Source organism: Marinobacter sp. V34, assembly GCF_055524115.1.
Map to the genome: position 1 here is coordinate 134837 of NZ_JBUPZY010000004.1, position 26621 is coordinate 161457.

Sequence of the window (26621 nt, forward strand, 5' to 3'; positions counted from 1 at the left end):
CACGGAATGAAGGATATTTAAGGCGCCGTTTTGCCCAGGGCGACGCGGGCCTGCGCTACTGTGTAGAAAGACCCGAATATCACCACCATATCCTCCTGGCTGGCACCGTCCAGAGCTTTCTCCACAGCCGCAGCCACAGAGACGGAACTTGTGACTGCCGACTGCCCAAGCAGCCCGCCTATGCGGTCAGCCAGCTCGACGCTGGACAACCCGCGATGAACATCCAGACCAGCCAGATGCCAATCGTCGACCACCGGCGCCATGGCGCTCGCCACACCTTCCACATCCTTGTCTGCCAGGGCGGCGTAGACAGCAATAACGCGACCGGACTCAGGCTCGCGCCGCCCGATGCGAGCCGCTAGCCAGTTGGCGGCATGAGGGTTATGACCGACATCAACCACTACCCGAGGTTGCTGCTGCAACACTTCGTAGCGACCTGGTAACGTCAACCGGGCGATAACCTGCTCAATGGCTTTGATCTCCAACTCCGGCTGCAACTGTCTTATTGCAACAACTGCTGCCGCAAGACTGTGGGCGGGAAGCCCACTATCCGGCAACAATACCCGGTCACCGTAGCGCGCCTGTTCCAGCCAAATACTGCCGGCTGGTGCTATGTCTCGATCGCACGGCACTAATTGATAGGTTTCACTAGGCCTTTCGAGCTGAACTTTCTGAGCGGCCGCCTGCTGCAACACCGACGCAGGTGGATCAATATCCGCATAGACAGCGGGTATACCAGGGCGAAGAATGCCCGCCTTCTCAAACCCGATGACCTCACGGTCATCTCCGAGAAAGGCAACGTGATCGATATCAACGGAGGTAATAATGGCCAGGTCCGGATCCATAACGTTGACCGCATCCAGGCGCCCGCCCAGCCCAACCTCAAGAACCCAGTCCTCGACACCCGCCTCCTGGAACAACACAAACGCAGCGAGGGTTCCGAACTCGAAATACGTCAGCGTGGTATCACGGCGCGCTATCTCTACCTGGGAAAAAGCACGAACCAACTGGTCGTCGCTAACATCCACCCCATTGATCCGTACCCGCTCGTTATAATTCTGGAGATGGGGAGAAGTATAGGCCCCCGTCGATCGCCCCGATGCCAGCAACAGCTTTTCAAGTGCCGCTACCGCACTGCCCTTTCCATTGGTACCTGCAACGGTGATGATTCGCCCGGTAGGATTGCGGCGAAACAAACGTCGCAGCACCAGTAGCACCCGGTCCAGGCCGAGATCGATTTCAGAAGGGTGGATCGATTCAAGGTAACCCAGCCACTGATCCAGTGTGGCTTCGCCGCCCGGCACGGGAAAGCGCCGGGCGGAAGAACTATTCTTCGGGAGCATCGGCTTCAGGTCGCTCCGACACTTCAAACTCGATTGGCGCTTCCGTGGCTGGCTTGTCCAGATCGGTAAATTTGGCCAACAAGGCAGCGATGCGCTCGCGCATCTGGTGGCGATGGAGAATCATATCGATTGCACCATGATCCAGCAGAAATTCGCTGCGCTGGAAGCCTTCGGGCAGCTTTTCGCGAACGGTTTGCTCGATAACACGAGGGCCGGCAAAACCGATCAGAGCATAGGGTTCCGCAATGTTCAGATCTCCCAGCATGGCAAGACTTGCGGATACACCACCGAATACCGGGTCGGTCATGACCGAGATATAGGGAATGCCCTCCTGTTTCATGCGTTCAAGTACAGCGGCCGTCTTGGACATCTGCATCAGCGACAGGATTGCCTCCTGCATCCGTGCGCCACCACTGGCTGAGAAACACACCAAAGGAATCCGATCCTCCAGGCAAACATTGGCCGCCTGAACGAACTTTTCACCCACGACCTGCCCCATGGAGCCACCAAGGAAATTGAACTCAAAGGCCACTGCGACCAGCGGAATATCCAGGCAGGCGCCACGCATGGCAACCAGGGCATCTTTCTCGCCAGTGGCTTTCTGGTTCTGGCTCAGGCGATCCTTGTACCGTTTGCTGTCCTTGAATTTCAGGCGATCCCAAGGCTCCAGATCCGCGGCAATTTCCTGGCGGCCGTCGGCGTCAAGGAAAACATCAAGGCGACGGCGGGCGGTTATCCTCAGGTGATGCTGACACTTGGGGCACACATCCAGATTCTTATCCAGCTCCGGCTTGTACAAAAACGCCCCGCACTTGGGACATTTCTTCCACAGACCTTCAGGAACGCCGGTCCGTTGTTTGGATTCCGAGCGGATCTTGCTCGGCATGATCTTGTCCAGCCAGTTACTCATGATCTCATCCTGTCCTTTGATGCCTGCGGTAACCTGGCTGTCAGGAAGCCAGGCTGTCCAGTGCTTCTCGCATCGGGTGAAGCAGATCCGACAGCGCCCGTTTGAGCTGATCAGGATCTGCCTGATTTCGGGCTATTGTATCGACCAGTACACTACCGACAATTACACCATCGGATACCCGGCCGACCGCTGCCGCTGTTGCGGCATCACGAATGCCAAATCCAACACCCACCGGAAGCGCGGTCAGTTCGTGAATATGGGACACCTTCGAGGCCACTTCATCCACATCGATCTTACCGGCGCCCGTCACACCCTTGAATGAAACATAGTACACATAGCCCGAACTGTGCTCACTGATTGCACGAATCCGGTCGTCCGTCGTGGTTGGTGCCAACAGAAAAATCGCGTCAAGATGACGAGCCGTAAACAACGGCGCCACTTCGTCCGCCTCTTCCGGCGGCAAATCCACTGTAAGGATACCGTCGACACCCGCATCAACAGCTGCGTCGGCAAACTTTTCGTGGCCCATGGCTTCCATGGGATTAAGGTAACCCATCAGCACAACCGGCGTGGCGTCATCTTTTTCACGGAACGTCTTAATCATTCCCAGAACCTGGCGCAATGACGTCCCATGCACCAGCGCCCTCTCACACGCCTGCTGAATCACCGGGCCATCCGCCATGGGGTCTGAGAACGGCACGCCCAGTTCGATGATATCGGCACCCGCCGACACCAGGGTATGCATCAGGTCAACGGTGAGATCCGGATGGGGATCGCCAGCGGTAATGTACGGAATCAGCGCCTTGCGCCCCTGCCCTTTCAGGGCTTTCAGCACCCCTTCAATTCGACTCATGCCTGCTCCTGTGATTATCCTGCACTGCAGTCCGTACCGGCCCGGCACCTGCCGTCAGGTACCGGGCAGCTGCTTAAACTTCTATGCCATCCAGTTGAGCGATGGTGTGTATGTCCTTGTCACCACGGCCGGAGACGTTGATCACTACCACCTGATCCTTATCCATGGTGGCAGCGAGCTTGATAGCGTAAGCCACCGCATGGGCGGTCTCAAGTGCCGGCATAATGCCCTCCACCCGTGTCAGCTTGCGGAAACCGTCCAGAGCCTCTTCGTCGGTCACTGACACGTAGTGGGCCCGGCCGATGTCCTTGAGCCAGCTGTGCTCTGGCCCGACGCCCGGATAATCCAGGCCAGCACTGACCGAATGCGTGCCCGCGATCTGACCATTCTCGTCTTCCATCAGGTAAGTCCGGTTACCGTGAAGCACGCCCGGGCGTCCAGCACTCAGCGGCGCCGCATGCTTGCCGGTATCGATACCCAGACCACCGGCTTCCACACCGTACATTTCCACGCTCTCGTCGGTCAGGAATGGATAGAACAGACCGATGGCGTTGGAACCACCGCCAACACAGGCCACCAGGGCATCCGGCAATTTACCTGCCTGAGCCAGGGACTGCTCACGGGCTTCGCGCCCGATCACTGACTGGAAATCACGCACCAGCAGTGGATAAGGATGAGGCCCGGCAACCGTACCAATGATGTAAAAGGTGTCATCAACGTTCGCCACCCAGTCACGCATCGCATCGTTCATGGCATCCTTGAGGGTGCGCGTGCCACTCTGAACCGAGTGAACCTCAGCGCCGAGCAGCTTCATCCGGTAAACGTTCAGGGACTGGCGCTTTACATCCTCGGCGCCCATGAACACGTGACACTCAAGCCCCAGGCGCGCGCACACGGTCGCCGTGGCGACACCATGCTGCCCCGCGCCCGTTTCCGCGATCACCCGCTTTTTGCCGAGAAAACTCGCCAACAGCGCCTGACCGATGGTGTTGTTTACCTTGTGCGCGCCCGTGTGGTTGAGATCTTCACGCTTCAACCAGATCTGGGCGCCACCGGTTTCCCGGCTCAGTCGTTCCGCAAAATACAGCGGGCTGGGGCGGCCAACATAATGCGCGAGGTCCCGATCAAACTCCGCCTGGAATTCCGGATCGTCCTTTAGCCTTTTGTATTCGCGCTCAAGAGTCATCAGTGAATCGAACAGGGTTTCGGAGACAAATCTTCCGCCGTAGGCGCCGAAATGACCCCGTGCATCCGGAAGCGCCTTGAGCATTTCTTCAGTCAGTTTCATCGACACGGTGAACCTCGCTTATAAAATCAGTGATCTTTTGGACGTCTTTGATGCCTTTGCTGCGTTCCACACCACCACTGACATCGACAGCCCAGGGCCGCACCTGCGCAACAGCGCGGGATACATTATCAGAAGCCAGGCCGCCGGCCAATATGAGAGGCAGTGGGCGCCTGGAAGGTATCAAGGACCAATTAAAGGACTGGCCGGTACCGCCATACTTCTGCGGATCCCATGCGTCAACCAACAGACCGCTGGCACTGTGGTAACGCTCAAAGGCCTGCTCGATATCATCCGTTTCGCGCACCCGCACGGCCTTGATCCACCGAACACCGAAGCTGTCACAAAATGCTGGAGATTCATCGCCATGGAACTGGAGAAGGCCCAGCGGCACCTGCGCCAGCACCTCCCGGACGTATGACTCTTCAGGGTTAACAAACAGCCCCGTTGCGGTTACAAAAGGAGGAACTGCATCAACCAGTGCCTTGGCCGCATCAGGTGCCACGTACCTTGGGCTGGGTTCGTAGAATACGAAGCCCAGGCCATCCGCTCCAGCGTCAACAGAGGCGACAACATCCTGTTTTCGAGTGATACCACAGATCTTGACCCGGGTTCTCATAAGCCGTCTATCGCTGTTTTCGGTGTATGTGAGTCGGACTGCGTGGTCGGTTTTCGTCGGCGCCGAACCAGGGTGCAACGAACGCTGGCCCGCACTGAGCTGCCGGGATAGAAAACTCTGTTGGATACCCTACATCCACCAGATAGAGCCCATGAGGCGGTGCAGTTACGCCTGCAACAGTCCGATCCCTGGCCTCAAGTATGTCACGAATCCACTCCGGCCGCTGCTTCCCCGTGCCCACTGACATCAGTGCGCCGGCGATATTCCGAACCATATGGTGCAGGAACGCATTTGCCTGCACATCTATTACGACGAAATCTCCTTTTCGGGTTACGTCAATGGCTTCAAGGAACCGAATGGGTGACCTAGACTGGCAGCCAGCCGCGCGAAACGAAGAAAAGTCGTGTTCACCGCAAAGGAATTGAGCAGCCTGGTGCATAAGTGCCGCGTCCAGAGGGCGAAACGTCCAGCTCACCTGACCATGAAGGATGCCCGGCCTTACCGCGTGGTTATAAATGACATAACGGTACCGGCGATAGGTTGCGGTAAAACGGGCGTGGAAGTCATCAACCCCATTACCCGCCCAGTGAACACCTATGTCCTGCGGTAATGAGGTGTTGATTCCCATAACCCAGGACCTGGGGTTACGCACCGATGGTGTTTCGAAATGCGCAATCTGGTAACTGGCGTGTACACCCGCATCCGTGCGGCCTGCGCACACGAGCTCAACAGGATGGTCAGCAACCTTTGAAACTGCGCGGGTCAGCTCTCCCTGAACCGTCCGCACGCCTGATTTCTGATATTGCCAGCCGTGGAAGCCCCGGCCATCGTATTCAAAAGCAAGTGCGACCCGTCCCGCCCCGATGGCGCTGTCAGTGGTCAGTGGTTGTGGCGTAACAAACAATGAAGTGTCCGGATTGGCGAGCTGATGTTAAAAACAAAACGCCGGCTTCAATCCGGGGCAGGCCCGGTAGCCGGCGTTTCGCGTTCCCTGTGCTGATTATATCGAATCAGGACAGATTTTTAAGGAGATCCTGCGCTTCCGCTTTTTGCTCCTCATTTCCTTCCAAAGCCACTTCCTCAAGGATGTCCTTGGCTCCATCGACGTCGCCCATTTCCACATAGGCCCTTGCGAGGTCCAACTTGGTTGATGCTTCGTCGGTGCCTGTCAGGAAATCGAAGTCATCGTCGTCACCCAAATCGGCTTCATCGATGTCATCCGCGCTTGAAGCAGCCTTTGAAGACCCGGAATCAGACGCCACAGGAGGCTCACCTGATTCCTCCTCCGCGGACTCGACAGCCGCAAGATCATCATCGCTGAGCTCGGGAAGATCTTCTTCCACTTCCTCAATACCTGCAACCATCTCTTCCGGATCAGCGGGTTCCTCACCTGTAAGGGTATCCTCAAGACCGAGCTCTTCATCCAGCGGAGCGGAGTCCTCCTGCTGCTGGTCGTCATTCGCTTCTGTACCGGCGGAATCGCCAGAATCGGCAAACTCTTCCATCAGCGCAAGATCCTCGTCGGAAACGTCTAGCTCAAGGTCGTCAAGTTCGCTTTGTTCGTCGTAGGCAGGCGTCTCATCTTCACCGGCAACTTTATCCAACTCAGCATCCAGTTCGTCCAGGAATGATTCGTCCAGAGAGTCCAGATCACCTTCTTCCAGGTCGTCGCTTTCTTCCAGATCGCCACCTTCCGGCTCCTGATCTGTCAGGTCGTCAGCGTCGGCTGCTTCCAGGTCGTCCTCTTCAAGTTCCAGCGAGTCGAACTCATCCGTTTCGTCAGTTGTTTCGCTGGATTTCTGTTCATCCTCTGCGAAATCAAGACTGAGATCATCATCTTCCTCGGATGTTTTCGGCTCCTCGGCTGACTCGTCGTCAAGCGAAAAATCAAAAGCGTCGTCAGTCAGATCTTCGGACTCATCAGTAGACGCCTCTTCTTTGTCACCCGAGGTATCAATGCCAGACAGGTCATATTCAATCAGATCATCCGGACCCGGCTCTTTTTCGAAATCCTCAGCGTAGGCGTCTTCAGTTTCGTCCAGATCTGAAAAATTCGTTTCCAGACTACCAAACTCGTCTTCGGCCTTGTCGTCCGATGACGCTTCATCGCGGTCCGAAGCCGGTTCATCGAATACGGTATCCTCGTCACGCGAGCTGGTTTCGAAAGAATCCGACCTCAGCTGCGACTCGAGATCATCAATGCTAGGCATTGACTCAGCTTCTTCCAGGCGTGCGCGCATTTGATGCGCTTCGGCGATAGCCTGTTCATCGTCCAGGGTTTCAACCTCGCCGAGCTGCTTCTCAAAGGATTGCCGATCCTGGGTATCCGCGTACACGCCGAGCAGTTTCAGGCGCAGATCTGTACGACTGGGTTCACGGGAAATCGCGCTTTCCAGAGATTGCGCAGCCTGATCCATGCGCCCATACGCAATATAGGCATCGGCCTCCGCCAGGGGATCACTCTCTGGCGCTTCCGCGCCGTCTTCGTCATCCAGGGTGAGATCGAAGGTATCGGTCTCCGCATCCGTTTCACTATTCAGCTGGTCGTAAAATTCTTTCTCACGATTGGCATTGCGACGTGCCAACAACAGCAGAAGCAGCAACAGAACAACCAGACCACCACCGAGGGCTATCTGATACATCGGGTTGTTGGTAATCGCGCTGATAATGTTGTCCGGAAAGCCTTTGTCAGGCTCCGCCGGTGATGTTGACACCTCACTGGCCGGTTGCTCGGACGCAGGCGCTGCAACGTCCGCTTGCTGCTGGCCGACCTCTTCTTCAGGGGCAGTTCCGGCATCCATGCCATCGGAGGACGCTACTTCGTCCTCTGTCATATCGGCATCATCACCCATCGCCGTTGCGTCGGCACCCTCTTCGGCACTTTCTTCGCTACCTTCTTCGCCAGCGACAGTGGTTTCATCCATATCGGTTGCGGCAGGATCCGACGCATCTTCGTCAGCAGCCATTTCGCCTGCAGCACCCGAGTCTTCTACGGCCATATCAGCGGTGTCACCGTCAGGCGACGTCTCTGCCTCATCTTGAGCTACTTGATCAGACAATGTCTCTGTCTGTGGTGCATCAACTGGCTGGCCGCTATCACCTTCTGCCTGCTGCATTTCGGCAAGCTGGGTATTCTTCAGTTCCAGCAGGCGCTGAAGCGTTTCCACTTGATCCTGAAGATCATCAACTCGACCACCCAGTTCTTCATTTTCTCGTCGGGCGCTTTCGAGTTCTTCCATGGCGACGGCGGAGCCGGCGTCCACGCCGCCAGCGGTATCACCATCACCGCCGGCAGAACCACCGTCTTCGGCATCACGAGTATTGCTGTCTTCACTTGCAAGCAACCTCAGCTCATCACCGCCGGTCTGCCCACCACCCGTTTGCCCTGAGGCAACTTCGGTATCTGTGGCGTCCACCGTGCGCTGTGGCGTCGAGAACGCTTCGTTTTGCGCAGCCACCTGCCGATTGGCCTCGGCACGGGAACGACTGCGAATCTGTCCGATATCCGGCACCCGCAGGACTTCACCACGCTTAAGCCGGTTGATGTTGCCCGCAATAAACGCATCGGGGTTCAGGTCCTGGAGTGCAAGCATGACCTGCTGCATGGACACACTGCCATCAGGGCGAACACTCTCAGCAATATTCCAGAGGGTATCGGAAGGCCCGGTGGGCCCGAGAGTCCTTGCACGCTGAGTCGTTGTGCGACGGGGCTCCTGGGACGTCGATCTGGCCTGTTGTTGACGCGCTGGCTCGGAAGCCTGACGAGTGGCCGGAGCGGCGACCTCTTCCCGCACACCGGACTCCTCGGCATACACCGGGGGGTCAACCAGTACTGCGTATTCCCGCATCAGCCGCCCATTGGGCCACGTCACTTCCAGCAGGAAATTGAGGTAGGGCTCCCGCAACGGTTCACGGGAAGAGACATTCACCACCAAACTGCCATCGCTGGCGGTGGTCACGCGAAAATCAAGTTTGGTAAGGAAATAGTTCCGATCGATACCAACCCGTTCATAGGTCGAATCGGGGGCGATGTTTACAAACACATCACCGGGGTCAACTCCTTCGCTTTTACGCAGATTGATGTCTGCGTCCAGAGGCTCATTGAGATAGGACTGCAATTCAATTTCACCCAGACCCAGGGCCTGTGCGACGCCGGAACCGAGCCCTCCCGCCAGAGCCAGAGCAACCGCAAGCTTGCGTACCTTCATGCTTTTTCCTTACCAGTCTCCGTTATTCGTTACTGTTTTTACAAACAGAATCGGACGAGGTTGGATGACTTCCGTCTTGATTACTATCGTTATTATGTAAAGATTTTAATATTCAGTCCGGCAAGTATTGTTGATAAAACCTCTTTTATCAATCAATCAGCCGTTGTCCTTGCACCATTTTTTCATAAATGGTCGGGAACATATTGTTACCGAACGATGATCCGACTACCTCGATGGCGGAAGTCTAGACCACACCAGCGCAAACCGGTACAAAAACGCTTCTGAAAATAACAGGGGCGGAGGCGTATTTCAGCCTCCGCCCCTGACCGGTTCTCTGAAACCGGACACAGTTGGCATAATCTTGCCCACTGCGGACTGAGTTACTGCTCCTGCAGGATGCGAAGCATCCGCCTGAGCGGTTCCGCAGCCCCCCACAGCAACTGATCGCCCACGGTAAACGCAGAGATGTACTCTGGCCCCATGGTCAGTTTCCGGATGCGGCCAATGGGAACACTCAGGGTACCCGTTACCTTCGCCGGAGTGAGTTCCCGGAGGGTGGCATCCCGCTCGTTGGGAATAACTTTCACCCAGTCGTTCGCTTTTGCCAGGATGGATTCAATCTCGGAAACCGGAAGATCCTTCTTCAGCTTGATGGTCAAGGCCTGGCTGTGGGACCGCATGGCACCGATACGAACACAGATGCCATCGATGGGGATCGGATTGCTGCTGCGACCAAGAATCTTGTTGGTCTCGACGCCCGCTTTCCATTCTTCCTTGCTCATGCCGTTATCAAGCTGCTTGTCGATAAACGGAATCAGGCTACCTGCCAGCGGTACTTCGAAGTGCTCAGTGGGAAATCCATCTGATCGCATGGTTTCAGTTACCTTGCGATCAATATCAAGGATAGCTGAGGATGGGTCTGCCAGCTCACCACTCACACTGCCCTTCAGCTCACCCATCTGGTTGAGCAGCTCCCGCATGTTCTGAGCGCCGGAACCGGACGCCGCCTGATAGGTCATGGGAGATACCCACTCAACCAGATCCTGCTCCAGCAAGCCACCAAGGGCCAGCATCATCAGGCTGACAGTACAGTTACCGCCAACATAGTCTTTCACACCCTTTGCCAATGCATCGTCAATTACGTTGCGGTTGACGGGATCCAGAACGATGACGGAATGATCGACCATCCGCAGCGTGGAAGCGGCGTCAATCCAGTACCCCTGCCATCCGGCATCACGGAGCTTCTGGTACACGGCACCAGTGTAATCCCCGCCCTGGCAGGTAACCACCACATCCAGCGTTTTCAGGGTATCGATATCGAAGGCATCCTGCAGCGCAGGCACACCTTCTTTACCCACGTCCGGCGCCGGTTTTCCAGCCTGGGAGGTGGTAAAGAAGATCGGTTCGATATCCGCAAAATCGTTTTCTTCACGCATGCGCTGCATGAGGACAGAGCCCACCATACCGCGCCAGCCAATAAGTCCAACCCGCTTCATGTGCGACCTTTGAACCTCGTTTTATGCCCGCCCTCTGCCTGTATCGCTGACAGGGACAGGATGGATGATCCCGCGACAACCGCATCGCGTTGTCGTCGGGTCTCAAAACTTGCCGGCCTCAGAGTGCCGCCAGAACCGCATCGCCCATTTCGCGGGTCGATACGTTCCGGCCATCAGCAGACATAATGTCCGCCGTCCTCAGGCCCTGATCCAGCACTTTGCTGACCGCCGCCTCAATCGCCTCGGCGGCTTTCTCCTCGCCAAGACTGTATCGCAGCATCATTGCGCCACTGAGGATAGTGGCCAGCGGATTGGCTATGCCCTTGCCTGCTATATCAGGCGCAGACCCATGACAGGGTTCGTACATACCCTGCTTCTCGGAGTTCAGGGAGGCTGAGGGCAACATCCCAATTGACCCCGTCAGCATAGCCGCTTCGTCAGAAAGAATATCACCAAACATGTTGCCAGTCACAATCACATCAAACTGCTTGGGCGCCCGGACCAACTGCATAGCGGCGTTATCCACGTACATATGGGAGAGCTCGACATCCGGATATTCCCGGCGCAGGTCTTCCATGATTTCCCGCCACAGAACAGTCACTTCCAGCACGTTCGCCTTATCGACAGAACAGAGCTTCTTGCCACGCTGCTGGGCCGCCTCAAAGGCGACACGGCCAATACGACGAATTTCCGACTCCGTATAGGCATACGTGTTGTAGCCCTGACGCTCGCCGCTTTCCAGTTCGCGTACGCCCCGTGGCTGGCCAAAGTAAATGCCGCCGGTTAATTCACGAACAATCATGATATCCAGGCCTGACACTACTTCCGGCTTCAGGGAAGAAGCGGAAGCAAGCTGAGGGTACAGGATCGCCGGACGCAGATTGGCAAACAACTCAAGGTTGGAGCGCAGCCCAAGCAGCCCTTTTTCAGGGCGACTGGCCATCGGACGCTTGTCCCACTGGGGGCCGCCCACGGCGCCCAGCAGGATAGCGTCCGCCTTGCGTGCCTTGTCCAGGGTATCGTCCGGAAGTGGCGTATCCGTTTCATCGATGGCGGCACCGCCGACCAGGGCAGACTCGAAGTGCAGCTCCAGACCGAATTGCTCATTTATCTTACGCAGAACCTTTTCCGCTTCGGCAACAATTTCCGGGCCAATGCCATCACCAGGGAGCATCAGGATAGATCGAGACATAGTTGTTCCTTGAAGGTCAATTCGTTGTGGTAAAACGGTGCGGATCAGCGACCGGCGTCAAATAGCCAAGGTGCCGTTTCGCGTCTCGACGCTTCGTAGGCCTGTATGGCCTCCGCATCTTCAAGCGTGACACCGATATCGTCCAGGCCGTTCAGCAGACAATGTCGACGAAAATCATCGACCTCAAAACTGAACGATTCGCCAGACGGCGTGGTAACAGTTTTGGCTTCGAGGTCTATCGCCAGTTGATAGCCCTCTTCCGCCTCAGTTTCAAAAAACAGACGGTCTACGATTTTTTCATCTAAAACAATCGGCAACAAACCATTCTTAAAGCAATTGTTATAGAAAATATCGGCAAAACTGGGCGCTATAATTACGTGGAACCCAAAATCCTCAAGCGCCCAGGGGGCGTGCTCACGGCTAGAGCCACAGCCAAAGTTGCGCCGAGCCAAAAGTACGCTGGCGCTCTTGTAGCGATCCTGATTAAGCATGAAGTCCGGATTGATAGGACGCTGTGAGCAATCCTGGTCCGGCTTGCCCTCATCCATATAGCGCAGTTCGTCAAACAGGTTCGGCCCGAAGCCGGTGCGTTTTATGGACTTCAGAAATTGCTTGGGAATGATCATGTCCGTATCCACATTGGACCGGTCCATGGGGGCAACAATACCCTGGTGTTGCTTTAACGCTCGCATGGTGTGTCTCCTGTGGATCAGTTCATCATCTCGCGGACATCAACGAAATGGCCGTTGATCGCCGCCGCCGCTGCCATGGCAGGGCTAACCAGATGGGTACGCCCGCCGAAGCCCTGGCGGCCCTCGAAGTTACGATTGGAGGTGGAGGCACAGTGCTCTCCCTGCCCCAGTTTGTCAGCGTTCATCGCCAGACACATGGAGCACCCCGGATCACGCCACTCAAGACCGGCTTCAATAAAGATCTTGTCCAGCCCTTCCTGTTCCGCCTGCACCTTCACCAGGCCGGAACCGGGCACCACCATCGCCTGCTTGAGTGATGAAGACACCTTCCGCCCCTTCACGACCGCCGCTGCTTCACGAAGATCCTCAATACGGCTGTTGGTACAGGAGCCAATAAACACACGATCCAGCTTGATCTCAGTGATCGGCATGTTCGGCTTCAGGCCCATGTACTTCAAGGCACGAACAATCCCCTCACGCTTGATGGGATCGGCTTCCGCATCCGGGTCCGGCACATTGCCGCCAACGCCGGCGACCATCTCGGGAGACGTCCCCCAGCTCACCTGCGGCATAATTTCGGAACCGTCGAGCTCAACAACCTTATCGAACACTGCATCGTCATCGCTGTGCAACGTCTTCCAGTATTCAATGGCCTTCTCGCGTATCTCGCCCTCGGGTGCAAACGGGCGATCCTTGACGTAATCAATGGTGGTCTGGTCGACCGCGACCATGCCCACCCGCGCACCGGCCTCGATGGACATGTTGCAGATGGTCATTCGGGCTTCCATAGAGAGGCCACGAATCGCCTCGCCGCCAAACTCAATCGCACAGCCCGTGCCGCCAGCGGTGCCGATCTTGCCAATGATGGCGAGGACGACGTCTTTCCCGGTCACGCCGGACCCAAGCTTGCCATTCACCTTCACCAGCATGTTTTTCATTTTCTGCTGAACCAGACACTGGGTGGCCAGCACGTGCTCCACCTCTGACGTGCCGATACCATGGGCCAGACAGCCGAATGCACCGTGGGTGGAGGTGTGGGAATCGCCACAAACAATGCTCATGCCTGGCAGCGTTGCGCCCTGCTCTGGCCCGATTACATGCACGATGCCCTGGCGTTGGTCCTTGATCTTGAATTCCAGGATGCCGAACTCGTCGCAGTTCTTATCGAGGGTTTCCACCTGAATCCGCGATACCGGATCAACAATGCCTTCAATGCCTCGGGCGCGGTCGGTGGTGGGTACGTTGTGGTCCGGCGTCGCCAGGTTGGCGTCCAGCCGCCAGGGCTTACGCCCGGCCAGGCGGAGGCCTTCAAAGGCCTGCGGCGAGGTAACTTCGTGCAGCAGGTGCCGGTCGATGTAGATCAATGCAGAGCCGTCATCCCGCTGTTTGACGAGATGGTCGTCCCACAATTTGTCGTATAAGGTCTTGCCCGCCATGTTCTCTCTCACTCTCTGGGGGTTTCTGTTTTTTCAGTATGGTTCCATCTTAACGCTTAGCCTTTGATAACCTCAATTCATGTTTTTTATGTTGTGCATTCCCACTTAGAATATTAGGATTTGGTGGGACCTGCCTTAAAGCCGGGCCTGCTTGCTGGGCGCGGGTCGCGTAGTGGCAATAGCCTCCCAAAACACGCCGTTAACCCATCCATGGGGACTCGGTCGCGCCGTCCATGGCGCTCCACGGTTTTGGGAGGCTATTGCCACCACGCTTCTCGGATATTTCCCGGGCCTACACATAAATGATGAATGGCAGGCAACTCAAAAGTTTGGGAAGCATGCCGGGAAGACCTTTCCAAAAACGTCGAGCGCCAGGGATGGCGCGACCGAGCCCTACAGGGACGTATTAACGGGCGTTTTTTGGAAAGGTCTTCCCGGGATGTGACCTTCTCCAAAACAAGTAGCTAAAGAGGAAAACACCGTGGACGCAAACGCGCTGAAAGCATTCCTGACAATAGTGGATCAGAAGTCGTTCTCGGAAGCCGCAGAACTGCTACACCTAACGCAGCCCGCAATCAGCAAGCGTCTGGCAGCGCTGGAGAACCAGTTGGGAACGAAGCTGATCGACCGGAGCAATAGACAGGTCCGCTTGACGGACGCAGGGGCACGCCTTCTGCCCCATGCCCGGCGAATTCTGGATGAAGTGCACAATGCCCGACAGGCGCTGTCAGATCGTGAGGGATCGGTTTCAGGACAGCTATCAGTGATCGCCAGCCACCACATCGGACTACATCACCTCCCTGCCTGGTTGCGGCGGCTGAACCGGGATTATCCTGAGGTGTCTCTGGAACTGCAGTTCATGGATTCTGAAAGTGCTTTCGGGCAGATGCGAAAACGCACCGCCGAGTTAGCGTTCGTAACGCTCAGTGAAAGCATGGACCAGGCATTCGAGGTGCATGTGCGCTGGGAAGACGCCATGGCGTTCGTGGTTTCGCCGGAGCATCCCCTGGCGTCGCTGAAAAAGCCCGGGTTAGAGCATCTGTCCCGGTATGATGTTCTGCTTCCAGAGGCCGGCACCGCCACTTACCGATCCATCAGCCGATTGTTTCTCGATGCCAGCCTGCCCCTGAAAATCCAGATGCCAACCAACTACCTTGAAACCATCAAAATGATGGCCAGCGTCGGGCTTGGATGGAGCGTGCTGCCGGTGAGCATGGTCGACGACTCACTCACCGTACTTTCCGTACCCCATTCCGTAAGCCGCATCCTCGGCGGCATTGGCCTTAAGGGCCGATCGTTGAGCCCCCAGGCCAAGGCTCTGCTGGATATTGCATCAACCCTGCAATAATGCCGTTCAATGTTCGGGTGGCGGCCTCAGCCCCCGCCAGGTGATGACAATAGCGATAGCCATAGCAATCGCCCCACCCCAGAACGCAGCCGAAGTGCTGAAACCATCCACCAGAAACCCCGACATCCAGGCCCCGATCGCACCACCGGCACCAAACGTCAGCCCGCTGTAGAGCGCCTGCCCCTGGCCGTGGTGATGCTGCCCGAAGAAACCCTGAATATACTGAACCGAAATAGCGTGCAGGGCACCGTAAGAGGCCGCATGCAGTAACTGCGCGAAAATCAGCACCGCCACCACATCCGTCACTTCCGCGATCAACACCCAGCGAATCATCGTCAGCGCCAGTGCCGCAATCGCAATCTGCCGCACGGTGAAATTGCGGGTCATGCGATGCATCACCAGGAACAACCCGATCTCTGCCAGCACCCCTAGCGACCACAACAACCCAATCGCCAACTTACCGTACCCGTGCTGCTCCAGATGAATACTGAAAAACGTGTAGTACGCTCCGTGGGACACCTGCAACAGAAAATTCATCAGGAAAAACGTCACCACTGCCGGGTGCGTCACAATCGCCTTCAGACTGCCCTTTGGCGCCGGCGGCTTACGCTCTCCCCGCTCCGACGGCACCAGAAACGCCGACACCGCAATCCCGGCAAACACCGGCAGCAACAACCACGGCAAAAGAGTAATCGGAATAAGCTCAAGAATCCCGCCTACCAGCGCCACCGCACCGATAAAGCCAACCGACCCCCACAGCCGCACCTTGCCGTATTTTTCACGCTGCGACCCCAGCGACCGCAAGGTAATCACTTCATAAAGCGGCAAGATTGCATTCCAGAAAAACGTAAACGCCAGCATCACCAGCAGAAGCCCATAAAACCCCGGCTCCATAAACACACCGGCGAAAAACAGCGACCCTGTAATAGCACCGAAGCGAACCAACCGAACCCGCTGCCCGGTTCGATCCCCCAGCCATCCCCATACACTGGGTGCGACAATCTTGGTTAATTGAATCGTCGCCATCAGCGTGGCGATCTCTAGGTAGGAAAAGCCCCTGCCTTCCAGATACAGGGACCAATACGGCAGCAGCCCTCCCAGGAGGGCAAAGAACCAGAAGTAGAGGTTTGAAAGGCGCCAGTAGATAACAAAACCTCTTTGGAGATATTAAATAAGCCTGGCGGGTTTGGCGGGAAACATGGTTCAAAAACGTGGAGCGCCATGGATGGCGCGACCGAGCCCTACAAGGACGTATTTACGGGCGTTTTTTGAACCATGTTTCCCGCCGAAGCCGCTTCGCCAATTGAGACGACCTGCTATTTGTCAGGCTAGAACTTTGGCTAACCCTGCGAGGTAAACGACTCGCGTCAGGCCTGCCCAATATTCGGCGTAGACACAGTGACATCCCCATTCTGGCCACGATGTCGCAGATAATGATCCATCAACACAATGGCCATCATCGCCTCCGCTATCGGCGTCGCACGAATACCCACACACGGGTCATGCCGCCCGGTCGTGATCACCTCTACCGGATCACCATGAACATCAATACTCCGCCCCGGCAACCGCAAACTGGACGTCGGTTTCAGCGCAATACTGGCCAGAATCGGCTGCCCCGACGAAATCCCGCCGAGAACACCGCCAGCGTGGTTCGATAGGAACCCTTCAGGGGTCAACTCATCCCGGTGCTCAGTGCCCTTCTGCTCAACACACCCAAAGCCGGCACCAATCTCAACACCCTTCACCGCATTAATGCTCATCAACGCGTGGGCCAGGTCCGCGTCCAGACGGTCAAAAATCGGCTCGCCCAAACCAGGAGGCACACCCTCTGCGACCACATTGATACGGGCACCGATGGAATTGCCCTCTTTGCGCAAGGCATCCATGTAGGCTTCCATTTCAGGCACCTTATCGGCATCCGGGCAGAAGAACGGATTCTCGTGGACCTGATCCCAATCGATTTTCTCAATACGGATCGGACCTAGCTGGGAGAGATAACCCCGGATCGTGATGCCCAGGCGCTGCTCCAGAAACTTCCGCGCGACAGCACCAGCGGCAACACGCATCGCCGTCTCACGTGCTGAGGAACGCCCACCACCCCGATAATCCCGCACACCGTACTTATGCATGTAGGTATAGTCAGCATGGGCAGGACGGAACTGTTCAGCGATCTTCGAGTAATCCTTTGAGCGCTGATCGGTATTCTCAATCACCAGCCCAATGGGGGTACCGGTGGTCTTCCCCTCGAACACCCCAGAGAGGATCTTCACTTCGTCCGCTTCGCGGCGCTGGGTAGTATGCCGCGATGTGCCGGGCTTGCGGCGGTCAAGATCCCGCTGCATATCTGCCTCAGACAGCTCAAGCCCCGGAGGACAACCATCAATAATGCACCCCAGCGCAGCACCGTGGCTCTCGCCAAAGCTGGTCACCGTAAACAATTTTCCGAAGCTATTTCCAGACATGATTCAGTATCTTATCCAGGGTTTTTAATGTAAGTCTTCAGCAGTCAACAGAAACACGCCGTCGCCGCCATTCTCAAATTCCAGCCAGGTAAAGGGCATATCAGGATAGGCTTCCTGCAACGCCACCCAGCTGTTCCCGACCTCAACAATCAAGAGGCCACCGGGATTCAGGTAGTCGGCTGCCCTTGAGAGTATCCGATGAGCAATGTCCAGTCCGTCTCCCCCGGCAGCGAGGCCAAGTTCCGGCTCGTGGCCATACTCCGCCGGCATATCGGCAATATCGTCAGCGTCCACATAGGGAGGGTTGCTGAGAATGACATCGTATCGCCCTTCAAGGCCATCGAACACATCGGAGCGTACAGTGCTTACCCGGTCACCGACCTCGTGATAGTCGATGTTGACCGCCGCCACGTCGAGGGCGTCGGTTGAGATATCCGCAAGGTCCACCTCGGCGTCCGAGAACACGCTCGCGGCTGCAATGCCAATACATCCACTGCCAGTGCACAAATCCAGAATCCGGCTCACCGGCTTGTTGCCTAGCCAGGGCTGTAATTCGCCTTGAATCAGTTCCCCCAACGGCGAGCGTGGTACCAGCACGCGTTCATCTACATGAAATGGCAGCCCCATGAACCAGGCTTCACCCAACAGATAAGCCAACGGAACCCTGTCATCAATGCGGCGCTGCATGCGATCAAGGATCAGCGCACGTTCTTCCCGGGTCAACCGCGCATCCAGGAACAGCGTATTATTTTCCAGAGGCAAATGGAGGCTGCGCATCACCAGTTGGACAGACTCATCCCACACGTTGTCCGTGCCGTGGCCAAAATACAGCGGCGAATCGGCAAAGCGAGAGGAAACGTACCTCAGATAGTCTCTGACGGTATGCAGGTCATCAATGGGCTTACTCACACACGCTCGTCCTGTTCGGAAATGATCAAGGCGCAGAATTATACGCTCATTCCGGCACAGGCTGCAGCCCACCCGTCGCAATTGCGGTTTGCGGGATCATATTGCCATCGGGCCGGAGCTGTTCTGGTTCTCTTCGTAGCGATCCAACGCGGCGGCCATGCGTTCCCGTCCAAGCCGGATCAGTTCCGGCGCCTTGTGGTAGTCATAGCTGCGGCCGGCGTTCTTGGGAATATTCACCAGCAAATCGGGCGGATATCCGGCGATCTTGTATTGGACCAAGGCGCTTTGCATGGTCTCGATGGTCAGGTTCATGACATCGAACTTACCGATACCCAACTTATCCCAGTCAATAGTCTCGTGATCATCCTGATGCTTCTTTGGTTCCGATTTTATCGCAGGCGTTTTTTTGTTGTGCTCGTTCTTGGCCACTGCCTTGCTGATCTTCTCTTCCGGCGAACTCGACGAGGCACCCTCTTTTCTGGTGCTGAAGGTTTTCAGGGCATCCCAGTCAAACCAGCGGGAGGCCTTGTCACGGATCTTTTCGACCCATTCCTCAGTATCACCGTCGTCCTCGGGATTATCGAACGCAGCATCCGGCAATCGTCGCCCGCGGTCGTCTTCGCCACTGAGGTTTACAGCCACAATCATATCGGCATGGGACGAGATGGTCGGAATGATGGGCAGTGGATTGAGCAAAGCGCCATCCACCAGCACGCGGCCATTCAACACCAACGGCGTCACCACACTGGGTATGGCAACCGACGCCCGGATGGCCTGATCCAGCGGCCCTTCCTGAAACCATATTTCCTTATGGGCAAGGAGGTCCGTCGCCACAGCCGTAAAAGCGATCGGAAGGTCTTCAATCCGGGTATCTCCAATCATTTCCCGCACCACGGAAAATATCTTTTCTCCGCGGATGGCACCGACAGAGCTAAAGGTCACATCCAACAGTTTCAGCACGTCGAACTGGCCCAGCCCGGTTACCCAATCTTTGTAATCCTTCATTTTTCCAGCCGCGAAGACACCGCCGATCAACGCACCCATGGAGCATCCGGAGATGGCGACAATGTCATAGCCGCGCTCCACCAGTATCTCGATCGCTCCGATGTGGGCGTAGCCCCTTGCCCCGCCACTGCCAAGAGTCAGCGCAACAGTCTTGCCCTTACCAGGAGCGGTCGGCCGGGGATCACCTTTTTCGGACGCGGTCTGCGCAGCGGATATGCCAGTGCTTGTGACAATCTGGGAGATATCGTCTGTCGGCTTCTGTTCTTCATCCTGAAGCTCGGTTTCGGATGGCCTGTTCATCCCCATCACCTCGTAATCACCATCACTTCAACCCGGTCACCTTGCCGGTCAGGATTCGGTATCACAACTGTGGGGCCAACCGTAATGATCATCTGGCGGCTTTCGGAAACCCCACTTTTTGCCAATACCTGGGAAAGGGACTGCGCCGCCGCCTCGGCCCGCTCCATAGACGCCTCCAGGCTTTCATTTTCCTTGAGCTGGGAGTAGGCCGTCAGTATTACCCGGGCATCGGCCTCGCCGGCCCAGTCATTGATGATGCGACGGTCAGCTCCGCTCCACTCAAACCGGTAGGTAATTGTGCCCTGCCAGGGCACAATTACCGGCCCCTTGATTCTGGCGCTTTCGTTGCCCATTCCGGGAATATCGGTTCCCTGAGGGGCTACCAGATGCTCAACCCAGACGAACTGGCGTTGGTTGGCGCGAGTGACCGTGTAGACCAGTGTCAACCAGGGCTGGCCGTTCTCATCGAGCGAACCGGCGACGAGATAGTCTTGATTGTTGTCCCGCCCATAGAGACTGGATTGATCGAAAATCTGGTTGGCCCACACATTACTGCGCCCGCAATTCCTTCCGGAACACTCAAACAGTATCTGCGCACCACGGGCCTGTAGTTCCCTTAGATAGTGATCGCGAGCTTCTTCACGGTTAGCGCCGCCCTGAATTTCGTACAACTGCCCGACGCCCTTGACCGGGAGCCGGGCCATGGAAGCGGAGCGAATTTCGTTATTCACCTCACGGACGGGACTGAACAGTACCAGGTGCCCCGGCGACTTGATGCTGATCTCCTGATCAAGACGCGCTTCCGGAAACGGTTCCGGCGGCGGCATTTGCGCCGACACCATGGTCGAAAAACCCATGAAAAGGGCGGCGCCCCATTTTCCTAACTGCGACAAGCGCTTATTCTGCATCGTCTAAAAAGCCTCTGACTGCATCAATGACGGGTTCAACATCCCCGTCCAGGTGGCAATGGTGGCCTCCAGGCACGGCCACAACATCCAGATTCGCGATGGCATCCAAACGTGAATCGAGCTCGGGGCGGCTGGCCAGAAGCCCCTGCGTCGCCCGCAGGAAACGCGTTGGCGTGGCTACCTGTTTCAGGCAAGCGCTCACTTGCGCCTCGTCCATCATCATCATCGAAGGATGACGCAAGCGTGGATCGGTTTGCCACACAAACCCCTCTCCGGAGGACTTCATGCTACGCGCAACCAGCATCCGAGCGGCTTCCGGCGACAGAGGGATCATGCCCCCCTCCCTAGCCTTGGCTGCCGACTCTATATCAGGGTATACGACCGGTTTCCCGGATCCCGTCATTCGTTTGATGATCGACTTGCGCATCTGCCCGATAACTTCATCCGGTTTACGACTGATGGGCCCTATGCTGTCGATCATGACCAGCCGGCGCACCCGTTCGGGAAACGCCGCTGCGTAGAGCACACTGACAATCCCTCCGAGCGAATGGCCCACCAGATCGACCTGCCCCGCTGGGGAATCCTTAAAATGGGCCTCTATCAGTTCCGCCAGGTCAGCAACGTAATCCATCAACAGGTAACCCTGGCCTTCAGGTCTGTGCCCGGAGTGCCCGTGCCCAGCCATATCGAGTGAGTACACGTCGCGATTGTTTGCCAATGCAGGGGCCAATCTGGCAAACGACAGGGCGTTATCCAGCCAGCCATGGATCATCAGTACAGGGCAGATTTCAGAAGCTGTTTCAGCGGGCCAGTGCAGGCCAGCAAGGTTAATGTGTTTAAGGGACCAGTTAGTTTCCTGACACGCCAATGTTGTATCAAGTGGGGTTTCCAGAACGGTGTCATTCATCGAAGCGCTTACATGGTGTGGGTGGGTCGATCCGAGCTCAAGGAACCCGCCAGATAGGACTCAATTTTGGTACGCGCGGTTTCGTCTTCACCATTGAACTGCACGCCAATACCGGCTGCACGATTTCCCTGGGCACCCTTCGGGGTAATCCAAATAACCTTGCCAGCCACGGGGATCTTTTCGGGCTCATCCATCAGGTTGAGCAACAGGAACACCTCATCACCCAATTGATACTGTTTCTGCGTGGGGATAAACAGCCCGCCCTGCCGGATGTAAGGCATATAAGCCGCGTAGAGTACCGCTTTATCCTTAATGGTCAGCGTGAGAATGCCACTGCGTGCGCCAAAACCAGGCCCCATAGTAAACACCTTTCTCTGTATTGATCGTAACCGGATTAATAGTAATCGGAGTCAATAAACTCCTGATATTCCGCAATCATAGCAGTAGTTGTTCAAAACTGCCCTATCCTGCCGTGCCCATCAGCCCGCAGCGGGCCGGCGGCGCGGCATGAGTTTTTGCCATGCTATCAACAACCGGCCGGCCTCCAGTTCGGGATTGACGTTGTACACGCCTGCCGATCTGGATTCATGGATAGCGTCCAGGAGCTCATAGGCCCGCCAGGGAGGATTGCTTCTGGCCAGGAAGGTCAACATTTCAGACGCTTCCGCATCCCTTGGCTGCCCACCGGCACCGATACGGGCCAGGTCACCCGCCCAGCCTTCGAACAGCCAAAGGGCACTTTCAAGCCCCATTGCCTTGAACGGCTTTGCAGCCTCCGCAATGGAAAGCTGGCCTTTCATGAAGCGGCGAAAATTGTCCAGAGCCTCGTCTCGCAGGCTAATAAAATCTCCGCTCGCGTATTCCAGGGCAAGACGGGGCGCATTGGCTGCCAGTACCAGAGCCTTGGCGCATTGTTCCGGCGTTGGCCGGCCTTCGCCCTCCATCTCACTAACGGCCGTCGCCAGCCAGCGAGCGGCCTGATCTTCGTCCGGCGTGGCGATCAGCAAACTCTGGCAACGGGAACGGATCGTCGGTAAAACGGGCCTGCCGCTTTCCTGCAATAACAGCAGCACCACATCCTCTGCGGGTTCTTCCAGAGTCTTCAGAAGGGCATTGGCGGAGTTGATGTTTAACTGATCGGCACGATCAATAATGGCGATCTTACGCGCGGCCACCTGGGGTGAACCCACGGCAAACGCAGACAGTGCTCGAATCTGGTCGATCTTGATCATCCGGGACTTCTCGGGCGTATAGAGCCGGATGTCCGGATGGGTACCGGCGGCGACCAGCTCGCACTGCTTACAGGAGCCGCAAGGAGTTCCGCTGGCCATGTCTGACTTCTCGCAGACCAGCAATCCGGCCAATGCATTGGCAAACTGACGCTTACCCACACCGTTCTCGCCCGTCACCATCAGGGCATGGGGCATCCGGTTGCCGGCGATGCGTTGGAGCAGCCGGCTCCAGGCGCCCTCAAGCCATGCCATGGTTGCTATGGATGCGTTCACTTAATCACCCCTTTGATGAACTGGTTGACGGTCGATCCGCCTGTCGCTTCATTGTGGCCAGCAAGCGCTTCATTTTCGCCAGTTCGCCATGATGACCAGTATCAGAATCCTGGCCATAGTAATGTTTGTTGATCAATCGGGCAAAAGCCGTTGCCGTACCGGCTGCCGCAGGTTTTGCCTGCGCCAGCCTGGCGGCCAGTTGCGCGGGGGTTTCGCCGTGACGCACGGGTACACCCGCACGGTCACACAACCGGTACCAGCGAACAACAAGTCGGCCAAGCGGGTCCCGGCTTTCCACGCGTCGGTACTGCCACGCTGTAACCAAACCTGCCAGTAGTAATGCCACACCAACAAGACCGGCGGTGATATAGCCTAGCTCGCGCATACCTATCCCACCGGGCAGGCGCGACATCAGGTCCATCTGCGACTGGCCCTGGTAACCAACAACCCACCGTTGCCAGTGATAGTTGATTTTATCGAGTTGCAGGGAAGCCCACTGCAGCACCGCCATGTCACCGTAGCGCTGTGGCGACGCCCAGTCGTTCTCAAGGAACGAGCCTTCCTCCGCAACCGCGTCCCGCAGACCAGACTCAATACGTTCGGGGGCGATGGCCGCCGTCGGATCAACCCGCACCCAACCCTGGCCGGGCAACCATGCTTCTACCCAAGCATGGGCATCATACTGCCGCACGATCAGGTATTCATCATCGATCCCTGGTTCTCCGCCTTGATACCCGACAACAATGCGTGCCGGAATACCCGCCGCTCGCAACACAAACGTGGTGGCGCCCGCGTAATGAGCGCAAAAACCGCGTTTCTCATCGAACAACAAGCTGTCGATGCCATCCACCGGCATGGCCGGTGGGCGTAGGGTGTAAAAATAGGGTTGCTCTCTAAAGCGGCTCAGAAGCTGCTGCACCAACGCCTGCGGGCTTTCGTGCTGATCAGCCAGTTGCTGCCCAAACGACCGCGCCCTGGGATTGCCACTTCGCGGTAGCTGCAGGTAGCGTTGAAGGCTATCCGGTTCAGTGCTCGCGCCATCGTTTTGTTGGCTCCTGACCCGCTCCATCCGGTAGCGAACCGTGCTGTCCGCCGGTCGGTCAAACCGGAACAGACCCTCGTCGGTTGGTTCAACGTTATTGGACACCGCCACGGAACCCTCCAGTGCAAAGGCCCAGGTCTGGTCCGTCGGCTCCATCAATACGTCATACTGGTCTGGCCCAAGCGGCCCCACGCCGCCGTCCACGTCAACCCGGCCCAGCCGGCGAAACTGCTTCCCGAACCCCTGCCGCCAGGTGTCACCGTCCAGGCGATCAAGGATCAATCCGCGCCAGTAACGTTCCCGATAAGCCGGCAGCTCGCCACCGAAGGTAGCGCGAAATGCCCGCTCACTGCTCTGGGCGAGGCTGGAGATATCGCCGGGGGTCATGGTGTCACTGATACCGGTGCGAGCTTCTCCTGAGACAAGGGGCACACTCCAGAGGGGCGACATGCGCGGGAAGAACACAAACAGAAGCACCACGATAGGCAGGGTTTTCAGCAGCATCATCCCCAGCCGCCTCCATCCTTTTTTCATGGCACCGGGTATTTCAGGAGCATTCAGCACCTGCAGGCCGATCAACAGCAAGGCAACGCTCGTAATATTGATGACACTCCAATGAATCTCCTGGTGAAACAGAAAATTAACCGTTGCCAGATACACCAGAATGAAAAACAGCACATAGAAATCCCGCACGGAACGGGTTTCAAGCCACTTGAGTCCAACCGCAAGCACGAAAAAAGAAGCGGCGGTATCAACCGTGAATCGCCCCTGCACTGTTGCGATGTACACCGACACCAGCACCAGCATGATCCCGGTCCGCATCCACTTTCCCGGCAGCCGGACCCGCCCTGACTGGGCCAGCCAGCGCCAACCGGCAAGCACAGCGCAACTGGCCACCAGCCAGATCGGCAATCGATCCCACTGGGGAACCAGTAACAACGCAAATCCCGCGATCAGCCATATCAATGCACGGCCAGATACCAATTCGGCCGCCTGAAAGGCACTTGAGCCCCCAAACCCTCTTGAGAAACGAAGAATCATGTCCTCCCCTCCCCAAAAACAGACGATCCAGAGGCCCGGTTTCCAACTTCATCAGAGCGGGTACCATGGGGCAGAGGCCCGCCTTCCCGAGGTTGTTCAAGACCAAAGATAGCCAGCGCCTTGAGGCATCGATTAGTGTGGGCGGCGCCGGTGTCCGGCTCAATCACCTGCCCAGGCAGGTTCAGTCCGAAACGACTATTGCTCCGGGCCCGCTCCATCACCTGATGGGCCAGGTAGCCCAGGCGGAACTCCCGGTCTACGCCCCTGAACGCATCGTAGTCCAGCCAGTGGGGGCTGCCCTGCTCACCTTCCCAGTCGGTAATGACCATTTCCCCAGTACGCGCGTAACGCTTCCACTGCACCCTTTGACTCAAATCCCCCTCCCGCCAGGGCCGGATATCCGCGTGGTCATTTCCATCCACCGAACGCGCCTTCGAGTGTTCCTCGCCATCCTGAACCGTGCTCGCCATATCCGGGGCGGGCAGCGGGTTTGGGTAAACAATGCCGGACGTGACCGGGCGCAACCAGGACCAGGCCTTGAAAAGACCGAAGGGAAACCGGGTTTCCACACGGATACGTTCTGGTTGAAGGTAGCCGCGTTGGTATGACGGTATCGCCAGAGTCATGTCCAGCTGTTGGCTGGCCATGACGTGTTGCTGGCTGAGCTCACTGTCATCGCAGAACAGGGAAATCGCCAGGGAGTCGTGGCGGGGGGCAACAGCCCGGAGCCGGAAGGGAATCATGTCTCCCGCAAAACCATCGCCGGCCTGAATCAGCGTTAGCTCCAGCCCCGAGAGGTTGCGGTGAGTCTGGTGCATGGCCGCAACAACCACTGCGCCCAACAGAAATGTGAGCAGATAGATCAGGCTATTCTGATAATTAATGCCGGTAATCAGCATGATCAGTAGCAAACCGGCAAACACCACACCCGCACCCGTGGGCAGGATAAAGATATTGCGCTGCCCGAATACCCGCTGGTCGGTTCGCGGAATCCGCTGGTTTACCCAGCGCTGCCAGCGCGAACGAAATGCCTTCAACATAAATGCCCTGTTACAAACCTGAATGGATCACGCCCTTTATATAAACACGTTTGAGTGGCTTCACAGAAGAATACTGACAATAGTCCGATTCTGATCACAAATGCCACACAATCACCTTGA

22 protein-coding genes are annotated in these 26621 nt (G+C 56.8%); 1 reads left to right on the plus strand and 21 read right to left on the minus strand.

Annotated features, from left to right (window positions below; genetic code table 11):
- Nucleotides 1-17: 17 nt before the first annotated feature.
- The 11 genes from folC to leuC all read right to left on the minus strand — a co-directional run bounded on the left by folC (nt 18) and on the right by leuC (nt 14034).
- Entirely contained in the window at nt 18-1343 is a 1326-nt protein-coding gene (folC, locus tag AC0B60_RS08385; protein ID WP_465085300.1) for a bifunctional tetrahydrofolate synthase/dihydrofolate synthase, read from the minus strand.
- Nucleotides 1327-2253: an acetyl-CoA carboxylase, carboxyltransferase subunit beta gene (accD, locus tag AC0B60_RS08390; protein WP_465085301.1), complete on the minus strand. Its 927-nt coding sequence runs from the start codon at nt 2251-2253 to the stop codon at nt 1327-1329. The genes folC and accD overlap by 17 nt, the downstream gene beginning before the upstream one ends.
- A 40-nt stretch (nt 2254-2293) precedes the next feature.
- The gene (gene trpA, locus AC0B60_RS08395; RefSeq protein ID WP_465085302.1) at nt 2294-3106 is read right to left on the minus strand and encodes a tryptophan synthase subunit alpha; all 813 of its coding nucleotides are present in this window, start codon (nt 3104-3106) and stop codon (nt 2294-2296) included.
- A 73-nt stretch (nt 3107-3179) separates the two neighbouring features.
- The gene (gene trpB, locus AC0B60_RS08400) at nt 3180-4394 is read right to left on the minus strand and encodes a tryptophan synthase subunit beta (protein ID WP_465085303.1); all 1215 of its coding nucleotides are present in this window, start codon (nt 4392-4394) and stop codon (nt 3180-3182) included.
- A complete protein-coding gene (locus tag AC0B60_RS08405; RefSeq protein ID WP_465085304.1) occupies nt 4381-5010 on the minus strand; it encodes a phosphoribosylanthranilate isomerase in 630 nt (209 codons plus the stop codon). The genes trpB and AC0B60_RS08405 overlap by 14 nt, the downstream gene beginning before the upstream one ends.
- Before the next feature lie 7 nt (nt 5011-5017).
- On the minus strand, nt 5018-5914 hold the full coding sequence (gene truA / locus AC0B60_RS08410) for a tRNA pseudouridine(38-40) synthase TruA (RefSeq protein ID WP_465085305.1): 897 nt from the start codon (nt 5912-5914) through the stop codon (nt 5018-5020).
- 106 nt (nt 5915-6020) lie between these two features.
- A complete protein-coding gene (locus AC0B60_RS08415) occupies nt 6021-9218 on the minus strand; it encodes a FimV/HubP family polar landmark protein (RefSeq protein WP_465085306.1) in 3198 nt (1065 codons plus the stop codon).
- 380 nt (nt 9219-9598) lie between these two features.
- Entirely contained in the window at nt 9599-10714 is a 1116-nt protein-coding gene (gene asd, locus AC0B60_RS08420; protein WP_465085307.1) for an aspartate-semialdehyde dehydrogenase, read from the minus strand.
- Nucleotides 10715-10832: 118 nt separating this feature from the next.
- On the minus strand, nt 10833-11906 hold the full coding sequence (gene leuB / locus AC0B60_RS08425; RefSeq protein WP_465085308.1) for a 3-isopropylmalate dehydrogenase: 1074 nt from the start codon (nt 11904-11906) through the stop codon (nt 10833-10835).
- Between the two features lie 44 nt (nt 11907-11950).
- Nucleotides 11951-12598, minus strand: a complete 648-nt coding sequence (leuD, locus tag AC0B60_RS08430; protein ID WP_465085309.1) for a 3-isopropylmalate dehydratase small subunit — start codon at nt 12596-12598, stop codon at nt 11951-11953.
- A gap of 17 nt (nt 12599-12615) precedes the next feature.
- Nucleotides 12616-14034 carry a 3-isopropylmalate dehydratase large subunit gene (leuC, locus tag AC0B60_RS08435; RefSeq protein ID WP_465085310.1) on the minus strand — a complete coding sequence of 473 codons (1419 nt, stop codon included), beginning with the start codon at nt 14032-14034 and terminating at the stop codon, nt 12616-12618.
- A 481-nt stretch (nt 14035-14515) separates the two neighbouring features.
- Between leuC and AC0B60_RS08440 the strand changes: the two genes are divergently transcribed.
- Nucleotides 14516-15382, plus strand: a complete 867-nt coding sequence (locus tag AC0B60_RS08440; protein WP_465085311.1) for a LysR family transcriptional regulator — start codon at nt 14516-14518, stop codon at nt 15380-15382.
- Between the two features lie 6 nt (nt 15383-15388).
- On the opposite strand, the gene AC0B60_RS08445 is transcribed toward AC0B60_RS08440, so the two are convergent.
- From AC0B60_RS08445 to AC0B60_RS08490, 10 genes are all read right to left on the minus strand, one after another.
- Entirely contained in the window at nt 15389-16528 is a 1140-nt protein-coding gene (locus AC0B60_RS08445) for an MFS transporter (RefSeq protein ID WP_465085604.1), read from the minus strand.
- 221 nt (nt 16529-16749) lie between these two features.
- A complete protein-coding gene (aroC, locus tag AC0B60_RS08450) occupies nt 16750-17844 on the minus strand; it encodes a chorismate synthase (protein WP_465085312.1) in 1095 nt (364 codons plus the stop codon).
- A 24-nt stretch (nt 17845-17868) separates the two neighbouring features.
- Complete coding sequence (prmB, locus tag AC0B60_RS08455) at nt 17869-18753, minus strand: 50S ribosomal protein L3 N(5)-glutamine methyltransferase (RefSeq protein WP_465085313.1); 885 nt, start codon at nt 18751-18753, stop codon at nt 17869-17871.
- A 96-nt stretch (nt 18754-18849) separates the two neighbouring features.
- Nucleotides 18850-20064 carry a patatin-like phospholipase family protein gene (locus AC0B60_RS08460; protein ID WP_465085314.1) on the minus strand — a complete coding sequence of 405 codons (1215 nt, stop codon included), beginning with the start codon at nt 20062-20064 and terminating at the stop codon, nt 18850-18852.
- Nucleotides 20064-20966 carry a DUF4892 domain-containing protein gene (locus AC0B60_RS08465; RefSeq protein WP_465085315.1) on the minus strand — a complete coding sequence of 301 codons (903 nt, stop codon included), beginning with the start codon at nt 20964-20966 and terminating at the stop codon, nt 20064-20066. Before AC0B60_RS08465 ends, AC0B60_RS08460 begins: the two co-directional genes overlap by 1 nt.
- On the minus strand, nt 20956-21873 hold the full coding sequence (locus tag AC0B60_RS08470; protein ID WP_465085316.1) for an alpha/beta fold hydrolase: 918 nt from the start codon (nt 21871-21873) through the stop codon (nt 20956-20958). The genes AC0B60_RS08465 and AC0B60_RS08470 overlap by 11 nt, the downstream gene beginning before the upstream one ends.
- Before the next feature lie 8 nt (nt 21874-21881).
- Complete coding sequence (locus tag AC0B60_RS08475; RefSeq protein WP_215985089.1) at nt 21882-22232, minus strand: PilZ domain-containing protein; 351 nt, start codon at nt 22230-22232, stop codon at nt 21882-21884.
- 120 nt (nt 22233-22352) lie between these two features.
- The gene (holB, locus tag AC0B60_RS08480) at nt 22353-23357 is read right to left on the minus strand and encodes a DNA polymerase III subunit delta' (RefSeq protein ID WP_465085605.1); all 1005 of its coding nucleotides are present in this window, start codon (nt 23355-23357) and stop codon (nt 22353-22355) included.
- A 25-nt stretch (nt 23358-23382) separates the two neighbouring features.
- A complete protein-coding gene (locus AC0B60_RS08485) occupies nt 23383-25461 on the minus strand; it encodes a transglutaminase TgpA family protein (RefSeq protein ID WP_465085317.1) in 2079 nt (692 codons plus the stop codon).
- Nucleotides 25458-26501 carry a DUF58 domain-containing protein gene (locus tag AC0B60_RS08490; protein WP_465085318.1) on the minus strand — a complete coding sequence of 348 codons (1044 nt, stop codon included), beginning with the start codon at nt 26499-26501 and terminating at the stop codon, nt 25458-25460. Before AC0B60_RS08490 ends, AC0B60_RS08485 begins: the two co-directional genes overlap by 4 nt.
- Nucleotides 26502-26621: the final 120 nt, after the last annotated feature.

Excerpts from the sequence above, each read along its gene's own strand:
- AC0B60_RS08465 (WP_465085315.1), bottom strand. The coding sequence starts at position 20,966 with ATGCAGAATAAGCGCTTGTCGCAGTTAGGAAAATGGGGCGCCGCCCTT.
- trpB (WP_465085303.1), bottom strand. The coding sequence starts at position 4,394 with ATGAAACTGACTGAAGAAATGCTCAAGGCGCTTCCGGATGCACGGGGT.
- AC0B60_RS08460 (WP_465085314.1), bottom strand. The coding sequence starts at position 20,064 with ATGGGGATGAACAGGCCATCCGAAACCGAGCTTCAGGATGAAGAACAG.
- asd (WP_465085307.1), bottom strand. The coding sequence starts at position 10,714 with ATGAAGCGGGTTGGACTTATTGGCTGGCGCGGTATGGTGGGCTCTGTC.
- leuC (WP_465085310.1), bottom strand. The coding sequence starts at position 14,034 with ATGGCGGGCAAGACCTTATACGACAAATTGTGGGACGACCATCTCGTC.
- AC0B60_RS08405 (WP_465085304.1), bottom strand. The coding sequence starts at position 5,010 with ATGAGAACCCGGGTCAAGATCTGTGGTATCACTCGAAAACAGGATGTT.
- AC0B60_RS08415 (WP_465085306.1), bottom strand. The coding sequence starts at position 9,218 with ATGAAGGTACGCAAGCTTGCGGTTGCTCTGGCTCTGGCGGGAGGGCTC.
- accD (WP_465085301.1), bottom strand. The coding sequence starts at position 2,253 with ATGAGTAACTGGCTGGACAAGATCATGCCGAGCAAGATCCGCTCGGAA.
- leuB (WP_465085308.1), bottom strand. The coding sequence starts at position 11,906 with ATGTCTCGATCTATCCTGATGCTCCCTGGTGATGGCATTGGCCCGGAA.
- leuD (WP_465085309.1), bottom strand. The coding sequence starts at position 12,598 with ATGCGAGCGTTAAAGCAACACCAGGGTATTGTTGCCCCCATGGACCGG.
- AC0B60_RS08485 (WP_465085317.1), bottom strand. The coding sequence starts at position 25,461 with ATGATTCTTCGTTTCTCAAGAGGGTTTGGGGGCTCAAGTGCCTTTCAG.
- folC (WP_465085300.1), bottom strand. The coding sequence starts at position 1,343 with ATGCTCCCGAAGAATAGTTCTTCCGCCCGGCGCTTTCCCGTGCCGGGC.
- holB (WP_465085605.1), bottom strand. The coding sequence starts at position 23,357 with ATGGCATGGCTTGAGGGCGCCTGGAGCCGGCTGCTCCAACGCATCGCC.
- trpA (WP_465085302.1), bottom strand. The coding sequence starts at position 3,106 with ATGAGTCGAATTGAAGGGGTGCTGAAAGCCCTGAAAGGGCAGGGGCGC.
- AC0B60_RS08490 (WP_465085318.1), bottom strand. The coding sequence starts at position 26,501 with ATGTTGAAGGCATTTCGTTCGCGCTGGCAGCGCTGGGTAAACCAGCGG.
- AC0B60_RS08470 (WP_465085316.1), bottom strand. The coding sequence starts at position 21,873 with ATGAATGACACCGTTCTGGAAACCCCACTTGATACAACATTGGCGTGT.
- AC0B60_RS08475 (WP_215985089.1), bottom strand. The coding sequence starts at position 22,232 with ATGGGGCCTGGTTTTGGCGCACGCAGTGGCATTCTCACGCTGACCATT.
- aroC (WP_465085312.1), bottom strand. The coding sequence starts at position 17,844 with ATGTCTGGAAATAGCTTCGGAAAATTGTTTACGGTGACCAGCTTTGGC.